Raw genomic sequence first — 17,863 nt, 5'->3', positions numbered from 1 at the left:
CGGCGGCTCAATGCCGCTGCGTGCGCGGCGGCTGGCACGCCAGCAGGCCGGCGAGCGGCGAGAGGTCGGGCAACTCGTCGAGCCGCTCGATCAGTTCCAGCACCTCGTCGCAGGATTGCTCGTCGAGCAAGGGGCGGGTGAGGCTGCGGAATTTCGCCTCGAGCCGTTGCTGCTGTGCTGCCAGGTCGGTGACGGGAATGCCGCTGTCGTGGCGCTGCCGCACGCGAGGCCCGGCGACTGTCTCGATCTCGACTTCGGCCTGGGTCAGGGCGCTGCACTCGCGCGCCAGTTCGACGTGCACGCGCTCGCGCAGTCCGCCCAGCGCCGCATCGTTGGTTGCACTGTCGCTGTAGCTGGACATGTCGGCGGTGTCGACGCCGGCGAGCACCATCGCTACCGTGTGCCGAAGGCTGAACTTGGCCTCCAGGCCGGTGCGCGGCGCGGCGATGTTGCACACGCCGTCGCTGCTGGCCGGCGCACGCACGATGATGCGCCGCACGTCGGACGAGGTCAGCCGATGCTGCTCGCAGAGCTGGCGCGTCGCCTCGATCGCGGCGTGCGTGCCGTAGCACGCGGCGTGGTACTTGAACAGGTTGTTTCGCAGGTGCAGGCCGTTCGCCGGCCGCTGCAGCGCGGCCCCGGGGTCGAAGTCAGGCCCGTGGGTGGCCGCAAAACCTTGCAGGGCCTCGATCGCGTCGTTGCGGCTGGTGAAGCCCCGCGCCGCGAGCTGAGCCGCCATGATGCCGTCGGCGCTGGCGCGGCCGGCGTGCAGCGGTTTGCACATCGTGCCGAACATGGCCTTCAGGCCCGCCGCCTCGGTGGCCGCGATGCCCAGCGCCGTGGCCGTATCGTCGGCATCGAGCTGCAGCAGACGTGCGCAGGCCGCTGCCGCGCCAAAGGTGCCGATCGTGCCGGTGGCATGGAACCCGCGCGCGTAGTGGCCGGGCGAGACCGCCGCGCCGATGCGGCACAGCGTCTCGTAGCCGGCGACGAACGCGGTCATGAAGTCCGCGCCACTCGCCCCGCGGGCCTCGGCGAGCGCGAGCAAGGCCGGTACCAGCACGACCGTGGGGTGCCCGGTGAACGACATGTTGACGTCGTCGTAGTCGAGCGCGTGCGAAGCCGCGCCGTTGACCAGCGCGGCCTGGCGACAGCTGGTGGCGAAACCGTGCCCGACCACGGTGGCGTGCGCGAAGCCGCCTTGTTCGCGCGCCTCCTCGGCCAGCATGTGGGTCAGCGGCTCCTGGGCACCGGCCAAGGTGACCGCGATCCAGTCGAGCAGGCACTGGCGCACCAGCGTGCGGGCGTCGGCGGGCAGATCGTCGAAAGTCCAAGCGGCGTTCTGGGCGGCCAGCGCGCTCGTCAGTTGCACGTGCGGCTCGGGCTTGCAAGCGGCCATCCTCGCGCTGCGGATCGGTGTGGTGCGAATCATCATGTCATCGTCCTTTCCATTGCGGCTTGCGCTTCTCGCGAAACGAGCGCGGTCCTTCGAGCGCGTCTTCACTGAGGTAAACGGCATCGAACGCACGGTGCGACGCGCGCAGCGCAGCCGTGCGACCCATTTCGGTGGCCATGCGAACCATTTCCTTGGCGCCGCGCACGGTCAGCGGGGCGTTCACCGTGATGCGGGCGGCGAGTTCGCGTGCGCCCTGCAACGCCTGCCCCTTGGGCATGACGCGGTTCACGTAGCCGAGCTCGTAGGCGCGCTGTGCCGTCAGCGGGTCGCAGGTCATCGCCACTTCCATCAGGATGCGCTGCGGCAGCATGTGGATCACCGGCGAGGCCCAAGGCATGCCACGCCCGACCCGACCCTCGGTGATCGCGAACTTGGCCGTCTCGTCGGCGACGCACAGGTCGCACATCTGGGCCAGCAGCCAGCCACCGGCGTAGGCATAGCCCTGCACGGCGGCGATCACCGGCTTGGTGACCTCGACGTTGTCGCCGAGCACCGGCATGAAGTTCTTCGGCGGAATGCGCAGCACCGTGTCGGCAGCCTCGACCAGGTCCATGCCGGCGCAGAAGGTGTCGCCGGCACCGGTGAGGATCGCCACCTGGGCGGACTCATCGGCCTCGAAGCGCGGCCAGACCTCGAAGAAGGCCTGGCGCACGGCACGGTTCAGAGCATTCTTGCGCTCCGGCCGGTTGATGGTGATGACGGCTACGCCGTCGCTCACTTCATAAAGCAGTTCGTTGCTCATTTCTTTCCAGCGGTTCGTTGAGAGGAGGGTGCCCGCCCGATGCGGTGGCCGAGCGCCCGTGACAGTTGAGAAGCAGCATCGATCGCGATGCCCGTCATTCGTTCGGCCGCGGCGCGGCCGCGCTCGATGGGCGCGGCCACGATCACCGCGGCATTGACCTGACCGTTCGGATCAAAGATCGGTGCCGCAAAGCCCGCGACGTCGGGCGTCACTTCGCCGAAGGTCGATGCGTAACCCGCGACGCGGGTACGGTCGAGGGCCCGCTCCAGCTGCCGGCGATCGGTGACCGTCTTGTCCGTCAGCGCGCGCAGGTCGGCGCTCTTGAGGTAGTCGCGGCGCCAGGCGTCGTCCTGGAACGCCAGCAGCACCCGGCCGGCCGCTGCGGCGTAGAGGGGGCGCGTGGTTCCGACAGGCACGGTGTAGCGGACCGGCTTGTGGCTCTCGATGATCTGCGTGTAGGTCAGGCGGCCGGCGGCCCGGTCGATGACGGCGAGCAGGATCGTCTCACCGGACTGGGCGCGCGCATCGAGCAGGTAGGGCGTGGCCACGATGGCCAGCGACCGCGCCGCCACGAGTGCCGCGCCGAGGACGAATGATTCCGGCCCGAGCCGGTACACGGTGTCGTGGCGCTGCAGGTAGCCTTCGGCCGCGAGACCGCGCAGCAGGGAGTGCACGCTGGTCTTGGGCGCGCCGAGCTGGACCATGAACTCCGCCAGCGTCAGGCCGTCCGGCTCATCGGCGAGCAAGCGCAACGCACGCAGCACGCGGCCCAGCGCCATGGGTGCAGGGTCGCTGCGCGATACAGCGGCTTCCGGCTGCAAGGATGCCAGCGAGGGCTGCACGGTGACATGTCTCCTAGGCGTTCTGATATCGGAACACTTGTTCCGTACTTTGTATCAGCCTAGCGGGCGTTCCCGGGTGCGTCAAGCGAAAGAACCCGGGTGGACGATCGAATCGGTGAGGTGCCTGCAGGTCTGGGCAATTCGGCGCTCCTGGCGCGTCGAAGCACACGATCCACCCGGCGCCGATTCACATCACGCGGGCTGAGCTCCGAGAGCTTCGGTCTTCGGCGGCGCGAGCAGTTTGCGCAGGTCCGTGCCGGGGTCGGCGAGCGCGACGCGATCCGGCAGCGCCACGTTGCCCAGCAGTCGCTTGAGCGACGAGAATTCGCGCACGTTGTTCATGCAGGTCACGCCAACCGCGCGACCCCGGTGCAGCTGGATCAACGAAAACTTCGAGCCCGGCGCTGCCTCGCCGCGCACGATCTCCTCATCGCCGTGCGAAACGCCGGCCACCTGAATACGCAGCTCGTATTGGTCCGACCAATACCAGGGGATGTCGGCATAGGGCGCGGCCCTCGGGTCCAGCAATGTGCGCGCGGCCGCCAGCCCTTGATTCTGGGCGTTCGACCAAGTCTCGATGCGTTCGAAGCGCCCGCTGATCGGGTTGCGCTGGCGGGTCACGTCACCGATGGCGTAGACGCCTGGGCAGGTCGTGCGACCGAGGCGATCGACGAAGATGCCGTCGTCGCAGGCAATGTCGGCGGCGCGCGCCAGTTCATCGTTGGCGACGACGCCGATGCCGACGACCACCAAGTCGGCTTCCACCCGAGCGCCGTCGTCAAGCACGATCGCGGGGCCGTCGAAGCCCATCACCTGACGACCCAGGCGGATGTCCACGCCATGGTCGAGGTGCGACCGTGCGACCACCTTTGCGAGGGTTGTCGAGGCGCAGCGATTCATCAGCCGATCGAGGGCTTCGATCACGGTGACCGAGGCGCCGAGGCCGCGCGCGGTGGCTGCGAGTTCGAGTCCGATTACGCCGCCGCCGACCACCACCAGCCGGGCGCCCGGCGCGAGCCCGGCGCGAATGCGCTGCGCGTCGTCCAGGGTGCGCAGCGTGATGACCGGCATCGGCGCATCTTGCAGCGCCGGCAGACGGCGCGGCGTGGCGCCGGTGGCGAACACCAAGGCCTCGTAGTCGAGCCTGCGGTCGTCGGCCAACAGCACTTCGCGTCGCTGCGTATCGACCTTGCACGCCGGCGTACCACGCAGCCATTCGACCTCGGGCGCGCGGCTCAGATCGAGACGGATATTGTCGGCGAGGCCTTCGCGCTGGAACTCCTTGGACAGGGGGGGGCGATCGTAAGGAGGCTCGACTTCGTCGCTGACCACGACAATGCCGCCTTCGAACCCACCTGAGCGCAAGCCGCCGGCGAACGACACGGCGGCCAGGCCGCCACCCAGCACGACCACGGGGCCGTGCGGCACAGCGTCGTTCATTTGAGCAGGCCGGCCTTGCGGATCACTGTGAGCGCCCGGTGCACATGCGCCGTCAACACGGCGCCGGCGAGGTCGGCGTTGCGGGCCATCACGGCATCGAAGATCGCCCGATGCTCGTCGTGTACCTCGACCGGCGGCGGCCCCTTGATGGCCGAGACACGGCGATAACGTTCCGACTGCTGGTACAGCAACCTGCGAAACCTGAGCATCCAGCGCGACCGGCAGGCCGCCACTAGCGCTTCGTGGAACTGACGGTTGCAGCTCTCCCAATCGTCGAACGCGCCCTTGGGGTCCACACGCAAACGTTGCTCGGCCAGCGTCAGCTTGTGAAACGCGCTGACCACACTCGCTTCCCAGTCGTCCTTGCCGAGTGCGATGCTCTCGCGCACCGCCTCGCATTCGAGCAGAACGCGCATGCGCGTCAGGTCTTCGAGGTCGGCGAGCGACATCGGCGCCACGCGAAATCCGCGCTGGCCTTGCGCCACGACCAAGGAATCGGACACCAGCAGTGCCAGCGCCTCGCGGAGCGTTCCGGCACTGACTTGGTAGCTCGCCTTCAGGTGCTCGACGCGCAGCTTTTGCCCGGCCTGATGGCTCCCGTCGATGATGTCCCGGCGCAGTTGCCGATACGCCGTTTCGATGAGCGTGCGCGGCTCATCAGCTGCTTCGTGGGCTTCCAGAACATCAGCGTCAGTGAGGGACATGGCGGGCGAGCCTGCTCAGGATTGGTTGCTTGGGACCGAAGTGTCCATGATCGTAACAATGAAAATCTCGATGAATCAACGGGTTTACACTATGTACCAACATATTCACTATTTGCAAGAATCTCGATATTAGGTCACGGCGGCCCCGGCACCCCGCGGCGGTGGAGTCGTTTGGGAGCTAATTTTGTTCATTTCGGTAACGGCAACTGCCGCCGGAGTTGGCTTTTTTGATCGGATCGCGATGACCACACCTCAGTCTCCGGAGATCGGCAAGAGCATTGTCGCGGCCGGCTTGCGCACCAACTATCACGATGTTGGCCAAGGCTTTCCGGTGCTGATGATCCACGGATCCGGTCCCGGTGTCAGCGCTTACGCAAACTGGCGTCTGGTGATGCCCGAGCTGGCCAAGGATCGGCGTGTCATCGCGCCGGACATGGCCGGGTTCGGCTTTACCGACCGTCCAGCCGGCGCCGCTTACACGATGGACGGCTGGGTCGCGCAGGCGATCGGTCTGATCGACACGCTCGATCTGGCGCAGGTCGATCTGGTGGGAAATTCATTCGGCGGAGCGTTGTCGCTTGCGCTCGCGATCCGCCACCCCGAGCGGGTCCGCCGCCTCGTGCTGATGGGTGCCGCCGGTGTGAACTTCGAGCTGACCCCCGCGCTTGACGCGGTCTGGGGCTACACGCCGTCGTTCGAGAACATGCGCAAGGTCATGGACTGGTTTGCCTACGACCGCAACCTTGTCAGTGACGAACTGGCGCAGTTGCGCTACGAGGCGAGCAACCGCCCGGGCTTCCAAGAGTCGTATGCCGCGATGTTTCCGGCACCGCGGCAGCGCTGGGTCGAGTCGCTGGCCAGCAGCGACGAAGACATCCGCAAGCTGCCACACGAAACCCTGATCATCCATGGCCGCGAGGACCAAGTCCTGCCGCTGTCGAATTCGATCCGGCTGTCGCAGCTGATCCTGCGCTCGCAGCTCCACGTGTATGGCCGCTGCGGGCACTGGACCCAGATCGAGCACGCGCAGCGCTTCGCCCAACTCGTTGGCAATTTCCTGGCCGAGGCCGACGCGGCCTGAGCGTGCGATGGGCCTGACAAAGTCAGTGTCTATAGCTGCATTGCCGGTCGCTGCTGCATGCCGGCACCTCGTTCGTCTCACGCGGACCGGGGAGTCGTATCACTGCACCGAATCGGAAACGCTGTTGCAGGGCATGGTGAGGCTTGGCCGCAAGGGCATTCCCGTTGGCTGCGTGAATGGCGGCTGCGGAGTCTGCAAGATCAGCGTGCGCGTGGGCAGCGTGCGCCAGGTGGGCGCGATGAGCCGGGCGCACGTGTCGGCCGAGGAAGAGGCGCGCGGAGTCTGTCTGGCCTGTCGAGTGTCACCGCTCCAAGGCGTCGAGGTCGAGGTGGTGGGCAAGATGAAGAAGGCGCTCGGCTTTCAGTGGGGTGCTGGCGCTTCGTCCCGAAGCGAAGCGGCCGGTGAAGCGAATCAATCGAAGGAGACATGAAATGACTGTGATGAGAATCGGGCATGTCAGCATCAAGGTGATGGACGTGGCTGCCGCCGTGAAGCACTACGAGAACGTGCTGGGCATGAAGACGACGATGGAAGACAAGCACGGCAACGTGTACCTGAAGTGCTGGGACGAGTGGGACAAGTACTCCGTGATACTGACCCCGTCCGACCAGGCGGGCTTCAATCACGTGGCCTACAAGGTCAAGAGCGACGCCGATCTCGATGTGCTGAAGCTCAAGATCGAAGCCGGCGGCATCAAGACCAAGATGCTGCGCGAAGGCACGTTGCCCTCGACCGGCCGGATGCTGCAGTTCACGCTGCCCAGCGGGCACGACATGCGGCTGTATGCCATGAAGGAATGCGTCGGCACCGAGGTCGGCTCCATCAACCCGGACCCCTGGCCCGATGGCCTCAAGGGGGCCGGCGCGCACTGGCTCGATCACATTCTGCTGATGTGCCCGTTCGATCCGGGCCAAGGCATCAACAAGGTGGCCGAGAACACCAAGTTCTTCATGGACGTGCTCGGCTTCTTCCAGACCGAGCAGATCACCGTGGGCCCGGGGGGCGCGTTCCAACTGGCCTCGTTCGTCTCGTGCTCGAGCAAGCCGCATGACATTGCGTTCGTCGGCGGTCCGACCCCGGGCTTGCACCATATCTCGTTCTTCCTCGACTCGTGGCACGACATCCTCAAGGCCGGCGACGTGATGGCCAAGAACAAGGTCCGCATCGACATCGCGCCCACACGCCACGGCATCACGCGCGGCGAGACGATCTACTTCTTCGACCCGAGCGGCAACCGCAACGAGACCTTCGCCGGCCTGGGCTACCAGGCCCAGCCCGACCGGCCCGTGACCACATGGACCGAAGACGAAGTGGGGCGCGGAATCTTCTATCACACAGGTGTGCTGCCAAGCTCGTTCACCGAGGTCTACACCTGAGCAGCAGACCATGGACAAGCCAATCATCGAAGCCCTCGGCGACGAGCTCTACGCCGCATTGCGCGGCTGCAGTGTCGTCGAGCCGCTGACGAACCGGCACGCCGGCATCACCATCGACGACGCGTACCGCATCCAGCAGCGCATGCTGGCGCGGCGCCTGGAGGCGGGCGAGCGCGTGGTCGGCAAGAAGATCGGCGTAACCAGCGCCGCTGTGATGAACATGCTGGGCGTGTTCCAGCCCGACTTCGGCTACATGCTCGACGGCATGATCGTGGCGCAGGGCGAATCGATCTCGATGTCCACGCTGATCCAGCCCAAGGCCGAAGGCGAGATCGCGTTCATCCTCAAGCGCGACCTGATGGGCCCGGGGCTGAGCAACGCCGACGTGCTGGCGGCCACCGACTGCGTGATGCCCTGCTTCGAGATCGTCGACTCGCGCATCCGCGACTGGAAGATCAAAATCCAGGACACGGTGGCCGACAACGCGTCCTGCGGCGTGTTCGTGCTCGGCGACAACGCCGTCGATCCGAGGCGCGTCGACCTGTCGACCTGCGGCATGGTGCTCGAGAAGAACGGCGAGATCATCGCCACCGGCGCCGGCGCCGCGGCACTGGGCTCACCGGTCAACGCGGTGGCGTGGCTGGCCAACACGCTGGGCCGCCTGGGCATTCCGCTGAAAGCCGGCGAAGTCATCCTGTCGGGCGCGCTGGCCGCGATGTTCCCGGCCAAGGCCGGCGACAACTTCCGCGTCACCATCGGCGGCCTCGGCGGCTGCTCTGTTCGCTTCCACTGAAACCGCGAGAACCCCTGCCATGAAGAAGATCAAGTGTGCCCTGATCGGGCCCGGCAACATCGGCACCGACCTGCTGGCCAAGCTGCAGCGCAGCGCGGTGCTCGAGCCGGTGTGGATGGTGGGCATCGACCCCGAGTCGGACGGCCTGAAGCGGGCCCGCGAGATGGGCATCAAGACCACCGCCGACGGCGTGGACGGCCTGCTGCCGCACGTCAAGGCCGACGGCGTGCAGATCGCCTTCGACGCCACCAGTGCCTACGTGCATGCCGAGAACTCGCGCAAGCTCAACGCGCTCGGCGTGATGATGATCGACTTGACGCCGGCCGCGATCGGCCCGTTCTGCGTGCCCCCGGTGAACCTCGAGGAGCACGTCGGCAAGCGCGAGATGAACGTCAACATGGTCACCTGCGGCGGGCAGGCGACGATCCCGATGGTCGCCGCGGTGAGCCGCGTTCAGGCGGTCGCCTACGGCGAGATCGTCGCCACCGTGTCGAGCCGCTCGGCCGGCCCGGGCACCCGCAAGAACATCGACGAATTCACCCGCACCACCGCGGGCGCGATCGAGAAGGTCGGCGGCGCGACGAAGGGCAAGGCCGTCATCATCATCAACCCGGCCGAGCCGCCGCTGATCATGCGCGACACGGTGCACTGCCTGACCGAGGCCGAGCCCGATCAGCCGAAGATCACCGCGTCGATCCACGCGATGATCAAGGAAGTGCAGAAATACGTGCCGGGCTACAAGCTCGTCAACGGCCCGGTGTTCGACGGCAAGCGCGTCTCGATCTTCCTCGAGGTCCAAGGCCTCGGCGACTATCTGCCGAAGTACGCCGGCAATCTCGACATCATGACCGCCGCGGCCGCGCGCACCGCCGAGATGTTTGCCCAGGCGATGCTGGCCGGCAAGCTCACGCTCGAAGCCGTGCCCGCCTGAGCCGCCACATCCAAGGAGAACACGACATGACGCTCAAGGGCAAGAAGATCACGGTGCACGACATGACGCTGCGCGACGGCATGCACCCCAAGCGCCACCAGATGACGCTGGCGCAGATGAAGAGCATCGCCTGCGGCCTGGACGCCGCCGGCGTGCCGCTGATCGAGGTGACGCACGGCGACGGCCTGGGCGGCAGCTCGGTCAACTACGGCTTCCCCGCGCACACCGACGAGGAATACTTGGGCACCGTGATCCCGCTGATGAAGCAGGCCAAGGTCAGCGCGCTGCTGATCCCCGGCATCGGCACCGTCGATCACCTGCAGATGGCCAAGGAGATCGGCGTGCACACGATCCGTGTAGCCACCCACTGCACCGAGGCCGATGTCTCCGAGCAGCACATCAAGCGCGCACGCAAGCTCGAGATGGACACCGTCGGTTTCCTGATGATGGCGCACATGAACAGCCCAGAAGGCCTAGTCAGGCAGGCCCTGCTGATGGAAGGCTACGGTGCCAACTGCATCTACATCACCGACTCGGCCGGCTACATGCTACCCGACGACGTGAAGGCGCGTCTGGGTGCGGTGCGCGATGCGCTCAGGCCTGAAACCGAACTCGGCTTCCACGGCCACCACAACATGGCGATGGGGATCGCCAACTCGCTGGCGGCGGTCGAGGTCGGGGCCAACCGCATCGATGCGGCTGCCGCCGGGCTCGGCGCCGGCGCCGGCAACACGCCGATGGAAGTGTTCGTCGCGGTGTGCGACCGCATGGGCATCGCCACCGGCGTGGACGTCTTCAAGATCCAGGACGTGGCCGAAGACTTGGTGGTGCCGATCATGGACCACGTCATCCGCATCGACCGCGACTCGTTGACGCTCGGTTATGCCGGCGTGTACTCCAGCTTCCTGCTGTTCGCCAAGCGCGCCGGCCAGAAGTACGGCATCCCGGCCCGCGACCTGCTGGTCGAACTCGGGCGGCGCGGCATGGTCGGTGGCCAGGAAGACATGATCGAAGACACCGCGATGACCATGGCGCGCGACCGCGCCGGCGCCGCACGCCAGGCGGCCTGAGGGGACGGCGATGCAACTCGACCGCGACACCATCGCCGGCTTGGCCGAGCACCTCGAGCGCTGCCAGCTCGAGGCGCGCGACACGCCCAAGATCACCGACGAACACCCCGATATGGACTGGGAAGACGCCTACGCGATCCAGGACGCGATCCTGCAGCGCAAGATCGGGCGCGGCGCGCGTGTCGTCGGCTACAAGGCCGGGCTCACGTCCTACGCCAAGATGAAGCAGATGGGCGTCAGCGAGCCGGTGTTCGGCTTCCTTGTCGACGAATTCACCGTGCCCGAGGGCGGCGCGGTCAAGGTCAGCGAGCTGATCCACCCCAAGGTCGAGCCCGAGATCTGCTTCGTCACCAAGACGGCGCTGAAAGGTCCGGGCTGCCACATCGGCATGGTGCTGGCGGCCTGCGACTTCGTGCTGCCCGGCATCGAGGTCATCGACAGCCGCTACCGCGACTTCAAGTTCGACGCCAAGAGCGTGATCGCCGACAACACCTCGGCCGTGCGCTTCGTCGTCGGTGGGCGAATCGCCAGCGCGCAGGAGCTGGACCTGCGGACGCTGGGCATCGTGCTCGAGAAGAACGGCGTGCCGGTGGCCTTCGGTGCCGGCGCGGCGGTGGTCGGCCACCCGGCCGCGGCGGTGGCGATGCTGGTCAACCACCTGGCCCTGCGCGACCAGGAATTGCCGGCCGGCAGCCTGGTGCTGTCGGGCGGCATCACCGAGGCGGTGGCGGTGCAGGCGGGCGACAGCGTCACGCTGAAGATGCAGCACTTGGGCAGCGTCGGCATCCGGTTCGTCTGACGTCAGGAACCCCACATGCCGTTCGCCCAGATCTACATGCTCGAAGGCCGCACCGAGGAGCAGAAGCGCGCGGTGATCGAGAAGGTGACGCAGGCGCTCGTCGAGGCCATCGGCACGCCGGTGGCCAACGTGCGCGTCTGGATCCACGACGTGCCCAAGGAAAACTGGGGCATCGCCGGGCAGACCGCCAGGGACCTCGGGCGGTAGGAAGCCGGCCCGTCGTGGGTCGCTCACCGTCCAACCTAACTAACGTTCACTCATTGAGGGTTTCAAGGATCATGACATCTCAAACCATCAATTTCGTCCGCAAGCCGGTCGACATCGCTGCGTTGATCGAGGACGAGCGAGTCCACGGCAGCCTGTACACCGACGAATCCGTCTTTGAACTCGAGATGACGAAGATCTTCTACGGAGGCTGGGTCTTCGTCGGGCACGACTCTGAAGTGCCGCAAGTCGGCGAATACGTTCGGCGCACGATCGGCCGCGAAGAGGTGCTGATGGTGCGCCAGCGCGACGCCTCGGTGGCGGTGCTGGTGAATCGCTGCGCGCATCGCGGCAACATGCTCTGCGTGGCCAAGCACGGCAAGGAGAAGTACTTCACCTGCGCTTACCACGGTTGGGTCTACGATCTGGCGGGCAACCTGAAGGACGTACCCTACCCGGGCGGCTTCGCAAAGGAGAAGTCGGAGCTTGGCATGAAGGCGCTGCGCACCGAACAGTACCGGGGCTTCGTGTTCGCGACCTTCAATGCGGCGACGCCGCCGCTGCTCGATCACCTCGGGCGCGCCAAGATCCTGATCGATCGGGCCTGCGACATGTCGCCAACCGGCCGCATCAAGCTCACCGCGGGCTGGACCAAGCAGCGCTTCGAATCGAACTGGAAGATGCTGCCGGAGAACGACACCGACGGCTACCACGTCAATGACGTTCACAGTTCGTTCGCGCAGGTGATCAACTCGCAGTACGACTCGGCGGTCATCGCCGGCGAAGACACGCTTCTGTCCGAGACCAAGGCCTGGGGCAATGGCCACACCGAGCTCTACTTCTCGCCGACCTACACGCAGAATCTGACCTGGCTCAACACCTCGGCCGACCGCTTTCCCGAGTACCAGGCCATGATGAAGCAGGCCCATGGGGACGAGAAGGGCGGGCGCATTCTGCGCGATGGCCCGCCGCACGCGGCGATCTTCCCGAACCTGTTTCTCGGCGAGATGAACATCGTGTTCTTCGAGCCGATCAGCGCCCACGAGTGCGTGCACTGGCACACCCCGATGCTGCTCGATGGCGCACCGGACGAAGTCAACCAGCGGATCATCCGCAACTCCGAAGCGGCGATGGGCCCGTCGGCCTTCCTCCTGGCCGACGACAGCGTGATCTCCGAGCGGCAGCAGATGGCGCTGCGCGACCGTGCCGGCTGGATGGACCTGTCACGCGGCCTGAACCGCGAGCACGTCGACGCGATGGGTGTGACCGTGGGGCACGTGACCGACGAGTGCACCAACCGCGGCTTGTGGCAGCACTACAAGAAGATCATGACGGCGCCGACATCGGCCACCTGATCGCGGGTCGGTCTTGCCCGACCTCGCTGGAACAAGGCCACCGTTCAGACAATTCGCCCGCATGGTTCGGGCACAAGGAGATTTGATGACATCCACCACGGATGCTGCTGGCACCGTCAAGCCGGCCGCCATTGGTGCGGACGAACACCGCGAGATCTGCGACTTCCTGTACATGGAGGCGCGCCTCGCCGACGAGTCGCGCTACCTCGAATGGGAAGCCCTCGTCGATGAGGACATGATGTACTGGGTGCCGCGCGGCGAGGGCGACTACGACATGAACAAGCATGTCTCGATCACCGCCGACAACCGCTCGCGGCTGCGCACGCGCATTGCTCAACTCGCCACCGGCAAGCGCCACTCGCAGCTGCCGGTGTCGCGCCTGCGCCGCGTGGTGAGCAACATCGAAATCTCGCGCCACGAGGCAGGCGGCTGGCGCGTGCTGTCGAACTTCGTGCTCTACGAACTGCGGCGCTCCTCGACCGGCAAGATCGAGGTCTGGCCCGGCCGGGTCGAGCACCATCTGCGTCGCAAGCCGGACGGCTCGCTCCTCATGTTTTTCAAGAAGGTGATGCTGATCCACGGCGACGAGGCCGTGCCGAGCCTGGCGTTCATCATCTGATGCGTGCCATGGTCAGCGCAGCGACGAAGAAACCCCGGGCCCGTGCCGCGATCACCGGCCTGGGCTTCAGCGCGATGTCGCGCCAGCCGATCGGCACGATCCGCGAACTGGCGGCGACCGCGATCGCGGCGGCTGCCGCCGATGCCGGCTTGCGCCTGAAAGACATCGACGGCCTGCTGCTCAACAAGAGCCCGACCGCGGCCACCGACGAACTGCCGCTGCGCCTGCACAACGACCTCGGGATGCGCGATCTGGCGCTGCTGGCGGCGATGGACTCCGAAGGCTCCACCGCCGTTCAGATGGTGCAATACGCGGCGCTGGCGGTCGAGGCCGGGCTGGCCAAGTCGGTGGTCTGCGTGTTTGCCGACACGCCGTTGAAAGGCAAGGGCGGCGGCGACACCTTCGCGATGGCGATGCCGCTGTCGGGCATCGAGAGCTGGGAGGCGCGCCAGGGCTTCTTCGGCGCCAGCGCCGGCTATGCGCTGGCGGCGCGCCGCCACATGGCGCTGTTCGGCACCACGCACGAGCAGCTCGGCGCCTACGCGCTGGCCTGTCGCCAGTGGGCGGCGCTGAACCCGCAGGCCTTCCTGCGCAAGCCACTGACGATGGCCGACTACCTCGCTTCGCCGTTCGTCGTCGAGCCGTTCCGGGTGCTCGACTGCTGCTTCCCGGTCAACGGTGCAATCGCGCTCGTGGTGACCTCGGTCGAGCGCGCGGCCGATGCGCCCCAGCCCGCGACCTACATCCACGGCATGGGCCAGGGCCACCGCGGCCGATCGGGCCTGCGCGGCGATGAGGCCGAGGTCGACACCGGCGCCACGCAGGCCGGCAAGACCGCCTACCGCAGCGCCGGCGTGAAGGCGAGCGACGTGACGCAGGCGCAGTTCTACGACGCGTTTTCCTACGTCGGCCTGCTCAGTCTCGAAGGCTACGGCCTGTGCCGGCGCGGCGCCGGCGGCGCCTTCATCGCGCGCGGCCACACCGCGCCCGGCGGCAAGCTGCCGGTCAACACCGGCGGCGGGCACCTGTCGGGCTTCTATCTGCAGGGCGTGACGCCGCTGTCCGAGGCGGTGATCCAGGCGCGCGGTGCCGGCGGTGAACGCCAGGTGAACAACGGGCTGATCCTGGTCAGCGGCAACGGCGGCTGCCTGGACTACCACGCCTGCCTGCTGGTCAGCCCGAAGAAGCGCCTGAACTGATCGTCAAGGTCGAAGGAAATCCCGATGGATCAGGTTTTCATGCATCGCTACGACGACGAGTTCCTCGCCGGCATCGCGGTCAAGGAGCTGCGCATCGCGGTCGACCGCCGCAGCGGCGCCGCGCTCGGCTATCACGAGCGCGCCTGGTGTGCGCGCGATGACGCCGGCGTGGCCTGGAAGCGCGCCAGCGGCCGCGCCGTGCTGTTGTCGTACACGGTCACGCGCCGGCCGTATTCCCCCGACTTCCCGGTGCCGCTGGTGCATGGGCTGGTTGAGCTCGAAGAGGGGCCGCAGCTGATCTGCCGCATCGTCGGGACCGCGCCCGAGGCGGTGACCGGCGGCATGGCGCTGAAGGCCGACTACGACGACAAGGGCCTGGTGTTCCGGCGCGCGCGCAACGTGGCCCGCGCCAAACACGCTTGAACGAAGGAGACGAAGACGATGCTGCCCAGAGACATGGTCAGGCGCTGCGGGCGCAACTACCCTGACAACACCGCCTACCTGTGCGGTGAGCGCAGTGCCACATGGCAACAGATGGACCGGCGCTCGGACCGCTTCGGCGTGGCCCTGCAGAAGCTCGGGCACCGCAGCGGCGAGACCGTCGCGATCCTGACCTTCGAGACGATCGAGGTCTACGAGCACTTCTTCGCGTGCATGAAGATAGGCGCGCCGCGGGTCGGCCTGAACACGCAGTATCCGTGGCCGGAGATGGTCCACGTGCTCAAGGACAGCGAGACGCGATACCTGCTGGTGCATGCGCGCTGCAGGCAACTGGTGGCAGAGCACTTGGCCGAGATCGCCGCGCTCGGCATCACGCTGATCGGCTACGGCACCGGGCACGGCATGCCGCTCGACTACGAGCAACTGCTGGCCGATGCGCACGGCGAGCCGGCTTGGCCGGCACTGCGCGGCGACGACCTGCTGCTGATCAGCTACACCTCGGGCACCACCGGCGTGCCCAAGGGCGTGATGCTGACGCAGGAGGGCGGTGCCAACTGCATCCTGCACTCGTTGATCTCGTTCGGTTTCGCACGAGACGATGTCTGGTACGTGCCGGCGTCGTCGGCCTGGGTCGTCGTGATGATGGGCGTGTTCGGCATCGGCAATGCGATGACGGTGGCGATCCCCGACGGCGCATTCCAGATCCAGAGCTTCCTGCAGGAAGTCGGGCGCTTCAAGGTCACGGTCGGCCTGCTCGTGCCGACGATGCTGCAGCGTGCGATCGCCGAGGTTCAGGCCAACCCGGTCTACAACCTGGCGTCGCTGCGCCTGATGATGTACGGCTCGTCGCCGGCCACGCCGAAGCTGATCCGCGACGCGAAGGCGACCTTCAACGTAGCGCTGATCCAGACCTACGCCATGACCGAGGCCACCGGCGGCTGGATCAGCTACCTCACCAACGCCGACCACGACAAGGCTCTGCTCGACGAACCCGGGCTGCTCAAGTCGGTCGGCAAGATCGGCGTGCACTATGACTGCTCGATCCGCGACGACCAGGGCCAGCCGCTGCCGCTCGGCGAGGCCGGCGAGATCTGGCTGCGCGGCAACACCCTGATGAAGGGCTACCGCAACCTGCCGCAGGCCACCGCCGAGGCCCTCACCGACGGCTGGCTGCGCACCAACGACATCGGGCGACTTGACGAGCGCGGCTACCTGTACCTGATGGACCGCCAGAAGTTCATGATCATCACCGGCGCCGTCAACGTCTTCCCGACCTCGGTCGAAGCGGTGCTGGTCGAGCACCCGGCGGTCGAGGAGGTCGCGGTCGTCGGTGTGCCGCACCCTGAATGGGGCGAGGCGGTCGTGGCCGTCGTCGTGCGCCGGGCCGCCCACGCCGCAGCGACGGCAGCGGACATCACCGGCTTCTGCGACGGTCGCCTCAGCCGTCCGGAGACCCCCAAGCACATCGTGTTCGTGACCGAACTCCCGAAGACCACGAACTCGAAAGTGAAGAAGAACGAGCTGAAGAAATGGCTCAGCAGCGCGCCGGGGCTGGTGCCCTGGACCACGACCGTCGAATGACGCCCGAAATCTCCCCCAGAACCACGAGACATCCATGACCAAGCTCCTGAAAAAGTTCAGCCATCTGGCCGCCGCCGCGCTGGCGGTTGCCGCCAGCCTGACCACCCCGCCGGCCCTGGCCCAGGGCAAGCCGCCGCTGAAGATCGGCGCCTATCTGTCGGTCACCGGGCCGGCTGCCTACCTCGGCTCGGGTGCGATGAAGACGGTGGAGATGTACGTCGAGTCGATCAATGCGGCCGGCGGCATCGACGGCCGCAAGCTCGAGCTGGTGCGCTACGACGACGAATCCGACCCGGCGCGCGCCAACACGCTGGTCAAGCGCATGCTCGACAACGATGGCGTGCAGGTGCTGATCGGCGGCTCGACCACCGGCACGACGATGTCGGCCGCGCCGCTGGTCGAGCGTGCCGGTGTGCCCATGCTGTCGCTGGCCGGCGGCACGGTGATCATCGACCCGGTCAAGAAGTTCGTCTTCAAGATGAACCAGACCGACGCGATGGCGATCACGCGGCTTTACGAGCACATGCTCAAGAACAAGATCACGACCATCGGCGTGATTGCCGGCACCGATGCCTTCGGCAGGGCTTGCCTGGGCGCGGCGCAGAAACTCTCGCCCGAGAAGGGCGTCAAGATCGCGCGCGAAGAATCCTTCAACGTGAAGGACACCGACATGACCGCGCAGCTCACCAACCTGCGCCAGGCGCCGGGTGTGCAGGCGATCCTGAACTGCGGCTTCGGCGAGCCGGCGGTGATCCTGACCAAGAACTACAGGCAGCTGGGCATCACCTTGCCGCACTACGGCACGCACGCACTCGCGTCCGACACCTTCGTCAAGCTGGCCGGTGCCGCGGCCGACGACATGGTGATGACCAACGGGCCGATCCTGGTGTGGGACCAGCTGCCCGCCAGCGACCCGCTGCAGGGTGTGGTGCAAGCCTACGTGAAGGCCTACCAGACCAAGCACGGCGAAGCGCCGTCGTACTTCGCCGGCAATGCGCACGACGCGATGCTGGCGATCCGCGAGGCCGTGCAGCGCGCCGGCAGCATCGAGCCCGGCAAGCTGCGCGACGCGCTCGAGGCGAGTTCGTTCAAGGGCGTGACCGGGCCGTTCCAGATGAGCGCGACCGACCACGTCGGTCTCACCGCCGCATCGCTGCGCATCGTGCAGGTCAAGGGCGGGCGCTGGAAGCTGGTCGAGTGACGGCGCTGTCAAACCTGCGACGCATCGCG

The 17,863-nt window shown here is 66.8% G+C and carries 19 protein-coding genes; 14 read left to right on the top strand and 5 right to left on the bottom strand.

The features are described 5' to 3' along the window. Positions 1–7: 7 nt before the first annotated feature. The 5 genes from ACWH49_RS00780 to ACWH49_RS00760 form a co-directional block, all read right to left on the bottom strand. A complete protein-coding gene (locus ACWH49_RS00780; protein WP_448169709.1) occupies positions 8–1,435 on the bottom strand; it encodes an MmgE/PrpD family protein in 1,428 nt (475 codons plus the stop codon). 1 nt (position 1,436) lies between these two features. Further along, entirely contained in the window at positions 1,437–2,198 is a 762-nt protein-coding gene (locus ACWH49_RS00775) for an enoyl-CoA hydratase-related protein (RefSeq protein ID WP_448169708.1), read from the bottom strand. Next, positions 2,195–2,977 (bottom strand): IclR family transcriptional regulator, encoded by a 783-nt coding sequence (locus ACWH49_RS00770; protein WP_448169707.1) that lies wholly within the window; start codon positions 2,975–2,977, stop codon positions 2,195–2,197. The genes ACWH49_RS00775 and ACWH49_RS00770 overlap by 4 nt, the downstream gene beginning before the upstream one ends. A gap of 255 nt (positions 2,978–3,232) precedes the next feature. Then, a complete protein-coding gene (locus ACWH49_RS00765) occupies positions 3,233–4,480 on the bottom strand; it encodes an NAD(P)/FAD-dependent oxidoreductase (RefSeq protein ID WP_448169706.1) in 1,248 nt (415 codons plus the stop codon). After that, a complete protein-coding gene (locus ACWH49_RS00760; protein WP_448169705.1) occupies positions 4,477–5,184 on the bottom strand; it encodes a GntR family transcriptional regulator in 708 nt (235 codons plus the stop codon). Before ACWH49_RS00760 ends, ACWH49_RS00765 begins: the two co-directional genes overlap by 4 nt. A 241-nt stretch (positions 5,185–5,425) precedes the next feature. Here ACWH49_RS00760 and ACWH49_RS00755 point away from each other — a divergent pair, with 241 nt between their 5' ends. From ACWH49_RS00755 to ACWH49_RS00690, 14 genes are all read left to right on the top strand, one after another. Continuing rightward, entirely contained in the window at positions 5,426–6,265 is an 840-nt protein-coding gene (locus tag ACWH49_RS00755) for an alpha/beta fold hydrolase (RefSeq protein ID WP_448169704.1), read from the top strand. A gap of 7 nt (positions 6,266–6,272) precedes the next feature. Then, positions 6,273–6,695 carry a 2Fe-2S iron-sulfur cluster-binding protein gene (locus ACWH49_RS00750; RefSeq protein WP_448169703.1) on the top strand — a complete coding sequence of 141 codons (423 nt, stop codon included), beginning with the start codon at positions 6,273–6,275 and terminating at the stop codon, positions 6,693–6,695. A gap of 1 nt (position 6,696) precedes the next feature. Then, complete coding sequence (locus ACWH49_RS00745; protein ID WP_448169702.1) at positions 6,697–7,641, top strand: catechol 2,3-dioxygenase; 945 nt, start codon at positions 6,697–6,699, stop codon at positions 7,639–7,641. 10 nt (positions 7,642–7,651) lie between these two features. Then, positions 7,652–8,434 (top strand): 2-oxopent-4-enoate hydratase, encoded by a 783-nt coding sequence (gene dmpE, locus ACWH49_RS00740; protein WP_448169701.1) that lies wholly within the window; start codon positions 7,652–7,654, stop codon positions 8,432–8,434. 19 nt (positions 8,435–8,453) lie between these two features. Continuing rightward, positions 8,454–9,365 carry an acetaldehyde dehydrogenase (acetylating) gene (locus ACWH49_RS00735; protein WP_448169700.1) on the top strand — a complete coding sequence of 304 codons (912 nt, stop codon included), beginning with the start codon at positions 8,454–8,456 and terminating at the stop codon, positions 9,363–9,365. Between the two features lie 26 nt (positions 9,366–9,391). Continuing rightward, positions 9,392–10,435 (top strand): 4-hydroxy-2-oxovalerate aldolase, encoded by a 1,044-nt coding sequence (gene dmpG / locus ACWH49_RS00730; RefSeq protein ID WP_448169699.1) that lies wholly within the window; start codon positions 9,392–9,394, stop codon positions 10,433–10,435. A gap of 10 nt (positions 10,436–10,445) precedes the next feature. Beyond that, positions 10,446–11,234, top strand: a complete 789-nt coding sequence (gene dmpH, locus ACWH49_RS00725; protein WP_448169698.1) for a 2-oxo-3-hexenedioate decarboxylase — start codon at positions 10,446–10,448, stop codon at positions 11,232–11,234. A 15-nt stretch (positions 11,235–11,249) separates the two neighbouring features. Then, on the top strand, positions 11,250–11,441 hold the full coding sequence (locus tag ACWH49_RS00720; RefSeq protein WP_448169697.1) for a 2-hydroxymuconate tautomerase: 192 nt from the start codon (positions 11,250–11,252) through the stop codon (positions 11,439–11,441). 71 nt (positions 11,442–11,512) lie between these two features. Then, positions 11,513–12,793 carry an aromatic ring-hydroxylating oxygenase subunit alpha gene (locus ACWH49_RS00715; protein WP_448169696.1) on the top strand — a complete coding sequence of 427 codons (1,281 nt, stop codon included), beginning with the start codon at positions 11,513–11,515 and terminating at the stop codon, positions 12,791–12,793. Positions 12,794–12,878: 85 nt separating this feature from the next. Next, complete coding sequence (locus tag ACWH49_RS00710) at positions 12,879–13,412, top strand: aromatic-ring-hydroxylating dioxygenase subunit beta (RefSeq protein ID WP_448169695.1); 534 nt, start codon at positions 12,879–12,881, stop codon at positions 13,410–13,412. Continuing rightward, complete coding sequence (locus ACWH49_RS00705; protein WP_448169694.1) at positions 13,412–14,611, top strand: thiolase family protein; 1,200 nt, start codon at positions 13,412–13,414, stop codon at positions 14,609–14,611. Before ACWH49_RS00710 ends, ACWH49_RS00705 begins: the two co-directional genes overlap by 1 nt. Positions 14,612–14,635: 24 nt before the next feature. Continuing rightward, positions 14,636–15,034, top strand: coding sequence for a Zn-ribbon domain-containing OB-fold protein (locus ACWH49_RS00700; RefSeq protein WP_448169693.1), 399 nt, complete (start codon positions 14,636–14,638; stop codon positions 15,032–15,034). A gap of 18 nt (positions 15,035–15,052) precedes the next feature. Then, a complete protein-coding gene (locus ACWH49_RS00695) occupies positions 15,053–16,633 on the top strand; it encodes a class I adenylate-forming enzyme family protein (protein ID WP_448169692.1) in 1,581 nt (526 codons plus the stop codon). Between the two features lie 34 nt (positions 16,634–16,667). Beyond that, complete coding sequence (locus ACWH49_RS00690) at positions 16,668–17,834, top strand: ABC transporter substrate-binding protein (RefSeq protein WP_448169691.1); 1,167 nt, start codon at positions 16,668–16,670, stop codon at positions 17,832–17,834. Positions 17,835–17,863: the final 29 nt, after the last annotated feature.

This window comes from Rhizobacter fulvus (assembly GCF_964020785.1).
This window is presented reverse-complemented; position numbering and strand designations above follow the sequence as displayed.